Genomic DNA, 3,691 nt, shown 5'->3' on the forward strand with positions numbered 1-3,691 from the left:
CTCTTGCCCCGACTGCTCTTGCGTCGGCTGCTGTTGCGTCGGCTGCTGTTGCGTCGAGCGCCGTCTCGTCATGCCGCCCGCTCCAGGCTGCGTTCGCCGGCCACCCGGCCGTCGGCCAACTCGACCAGCCGACTGGCGCACCGGGTGGCCAACCGCTCGTCGTGGGTCACCAGCAGCAGCGTCTGGCCGATCTGGTTGAGGTCGAGCAGCAGGTCCATCACCTGCTCACCGGCAGCGCTGTCCAGGGCGCCGGTCGGCTCGTCCGCCAGCAGCAGGGCGGGCCGGTTCATCAGCGCTCGGGCCACCGCGACCCGCTGCCGTTCGCCGCCGCTGAGCGCCGCCGGATAGATGTTCCGCCGGTCCGCGATGCCGAGTTCGTCGAGGAGTTCGAGGGCCCGCTTGCGCGCCTGTCTGGCCGGTACCCCGACGAGCTGGGCCGCCAGCGCGACGTTGTCCAGCGCCGGCAGGTCGTCGAGCAGGTTGAAGAACTGGAAGATCATCCCGATCCGGTGCCGCCGGAACAGTGCCCGGCCCTTCTCGTCGAGCCGGCCCAGATCCTCGCCGTGTACGAGGACCTCCCCCGAGCTGGGCCGGTCGAGCCCGGCGACCATGTTCAGCATCGTCGACTTGCCGCAGCCGGACGGTCCCATCACGGCGACCGCCTCTCCGGCGCGGATCTGGAGCGACACCCCGGCCAGGGCGGTGGTGTCGCCGTACTCCTTGCGCACGTCGGTCAGCCGTACGACGACCTCCGGCGTGCTGTTCCCGCTGCTCATGGCGACCAACCTAGGCAGGCCGGGCCGGCGCCGGCATCAGCCCGGGGAGGTAACGTCCGGCCAGGTCATCCTGGGGATGTACGGCGATGCTGCCCCGGGATGACGCGGTTGTCCGCCGGTACTGCCAAGGTGGTCGTCGTGGGGGAAACCGGAACGGTCTGGCTGGCCGGCGCGCTGGTGCTGGCCGGCGCGACCGTCGGCTGGCTGGCGGTGGCGCTGGTCCGGGCCCGCCGTCGGCACCACCGGGCCCTCGGGGAACGGGGCTGGCTGCTGGAACGCGAACGGGAGAGCGCCGCCCGGGTCGCCGTCGAGGCCGAACGGGCCCGGATCGCCCGGGAACTGCACGACATCGTCAGCCACAACGTGAGCCTGATGGTGGTGCAGGCCGGCGCCGCCAGGGAAGTGCTGGCCAGCATGCCCGACGAGGCGACGACCGCGCTGCTGGCCGTCGAGACCGCCGGCCGGGACGCGATGACCGAGCTGCGGCACCTGCTCGGGCTGCTGGCACCGGCCCAGGACGGCGAGGACGAGACCGGGGTCGGGGACCGGGCGGGCCTGTCGCCGCAGCCCGGCCTGGGTCGGCTCGGTCCGCTGGTCGACCGGATCGCCTTCGCCGGGCTGCCGGTCGAGGTACGGATCTCCGGGGAACCGCGCCCGCTGCCGGCCGGGATCGACCTGACCGCGTACCGGATCGTGCAGGAGGCGTTGACCAACGCGCTGCGGCACGGCGGTGGGGAGAAGGCCGAGGTGACAGTCAGGTACGCGCACAACTACCTGCGGGTGGAGGTGCTGAACACCGGACCGAGCGTGCTCTCCGCCGATCGGTCCACATCGGAGGAGCCCGGATCGGGAAGGTCCGCGTCCGGTGGGGCGGCCGGTGCCGGGCGGGGTCTGGTGGGTCTGCGGGAACGGGTCGCGGTCTACGGCGGCGACCTGGACGCCCGGCGCCGGCTCGGCGGCGGTTACCGCGTCCGCGCCCGCATCCCGCTGGACCGGCCGTGACCGGCGCCGACCCGACACCTCCAAGGGCCAGGGACGGCGCGACACGTTCGCGGGCCGGAGACAGCGCGGCGCCGTCGGTGGCCGGGAACGGCGCGACGCCTTCGCGGGCTGGGGACGGCGCGGCGCCGTCGGTGGCCGGGAACGGCGCGACGCCTTCGCGGGCCGGGGGCGGGCCGGCGCCGTCGGTGGCCGGGGGCGGGCCGGCGCCGTCGGTGGCCGGGGGCGGGCCGGCGCCCCGGGTGCTGATAGTCGACGACCAGGCGCTGGTCCGGACGGGCTTCCGGCTGATCCTGACCGCCCGTGGCCTCGACGTGGTGGGCGAGGCCGCCGACGGGGTCGAGGCGGTGGCGGCGGCGCACGAGTTGCGGCCGGACGTCGTACTGCTGGACATCCGGATGCCGAACATGGACGGCCTTCAGGCGGCCCGGCGGATCCTGGCGCAGTCCCCGGCCTGCCGGGTGATCATGCTGACCACCTTCGACCTGGACCGCTACGTCTACGCCGCGTTGGCCGCCGGAGCCAGCGGCTTCCTGCTCAAGGACGTCACCCCGGAACACCTGGCCGCCGCCGTCCGGCTGGTCGGCACCGGTGACGCCCTGCTCTCCCCGTCGATCACCCGGCGCCTGGTCGAACGGTTCGCCGTCGCCAACCCGGGGCGGGGCGCGGCCGGCGGCCCCGATCGGGATCGTGCCGGTGCACCCACCCGGGGCGGCACGGGTGCAGGTGCATCCGGCCGGGACGGTGCCGGTGCCGCTGTATCCGGCCGGGGTGGTGCCGGTGGGGTCGGTGCCGGGCGGAGCAGCGTGCCGGCGGGGCGGCACCGGGAACTCGCCGTGTTGACGCCCCGGGAACGGGAGGTGCTGACCCTGCTCGGGCGCGGACTGTCCAACACCGAACTGGCCCACCGGTTGACCCTCAGCGAGGCGACGGTGAAGACCCACGTCGCCCGGATCTTCGCCAAGCTCGACCTCCGGGACCGCGCCCAGGCCGTCGTGCTCGCGTACGAGACCGGGCTGGTCGCACCCGGCGACCCCGCCTGACGGTCACCTCCGACGGTCCCGGCTGACGATCGCGCCCGGCGCCCCTGCCTGACAGTCGCACCCGGGCGATTCCGGCTGACGTTCGTGCCCGACGACCCTGCCTGACACTCGCACCCGACGATTCCGGCTGACGGTCACACCGACGCCCGTGCCCGAGGTCACACACACCCGACGGTCGCGCTCGGCGGTTCCGGCGGGATGTGACGGGTCGGTCGCCGCTTGACGGTCCGGTCTGCTGCCGTTCAGGGCAGAGGGCGGGCGATGTCCCGGGCGTGGTCGACCACGGCCGCGCCGACCACCGTCGCCTCGACAGGCAACATCTCCAGGCAGCGGCGTACCGCCGCCGCCATCAGCGTGTTCGGCACCCGCATGGAGAGGGTGCAGTGCGGCACCCAGCGGCCGGGGCGGTAGTGCTCGCTGACCGGCACGTCGGCCAGCACCAGCCGCTCGTGCACCGTCGCCTGGTGGGCCAGCAGTTCCCGGGTGGGGGTCGGGCCGAGCCAGAGCACCCGGCCGACGAACTGACCGGCGTACTGGAAGGTGAGCCGCAGCGGTGCCGCCACCGCCGTTCCGGCCAGCGCCTCGGCCACCGCCTCGGGGTCGAGGCGCGGCGCGACCGCCAACGAGACGTGCGGGCGGTGCCGGTGGCCGAGGAGTGACCGCATGCTCTGCACACCCTCGGACTCCAGCGCGTCCCAGAGCACCCGGATCCGCCGGGTGGCTTCGGTGTCGAGGTAGATCTCCAGGGCCGCGACCATCCGACCACCTTAGGGACCGGACGGCACAGCCCGACCGCCGCACCTGGTCGGTCTCCCCCTGAGGCGTGCCGGACACGACCCGGACGCGCGAAAGCCGACTCCGAGCCGGACGCGC

4 protein-coding genes are annotated in these 3,691 nt (G+C 74.2%); 2 read left to right on the forward strand and 2 right to left on the reverse strand.

Translation table 11 applies throughout. From position 1 onward, the window contains the following. Positions 1-68 precede the first annotated feature (68 nt). Positions 69-776 (reverse strand): ABC transporter ATP-binding protein, encoded by a 708-nt coding sequence (locus Pen02_RS25045; protein WP_203868542.1) that lies wholly within the window; start codon positions 774-776, stop codon positions 69-71. Positions 777-875: 99 nt separating this feature from the next. Here Pen02_RS25045 and Pen02_RS25050 point away from each other — a divergent pair, with 99 nt between their 5' ends. Both Pen02_RS25050 and Pen02_RS41990 read left to right on the forward strand, forming a co-directional pair. Beyond that, positions 876-1,778 (forward strand): sensor histidine kinase, encoded by a 903-nt coding sequence (locus Pen02_RS25050; protein WP_203868543.1) that lies wholly within the window; start codon positions 876-878, stop codon positions 1,776-1,778. A gap of 212 nt (positions 1,779-1,990) precedes the next feature. Then, entirely contained in the window at positions 1,991-2,818 is an 828-nt protein-coding gene (locus Pen02_RS41990) for a response regulator (protein WP_372445662.1), read from the forward strand. 242 nt (positions 2,819-3,060) lie between these two features. On the opposite strand, the gene Pen02_RS25065 is transcribed toward Pen02_RS41990, so the two are convergent. Continuing rightward, positions 3,061-3,576: a 2'-5' RNA ligase family protein gene (locus Pen02_RS25065; protein WP_203868544.1), complete on the reverse strand. Its 516-nt coding sequence runs from the start codon at positions 3,574-3,576 to the stop codon at positions 3,061-3,063. Between the last annotated feature and the right edge of the window lie 115 nt (positions 3,577-3,691).

The organism is Plantactinospora endophytica, from assembly GCF_016862915.1.
Classification (GTDB): domain Bacteria; phylum Actinomycetota; class Actinomycetes; order Mycobacteriales; family Micromonosporaceae; genus Plantactinospora; species Plantactinospora endophytica.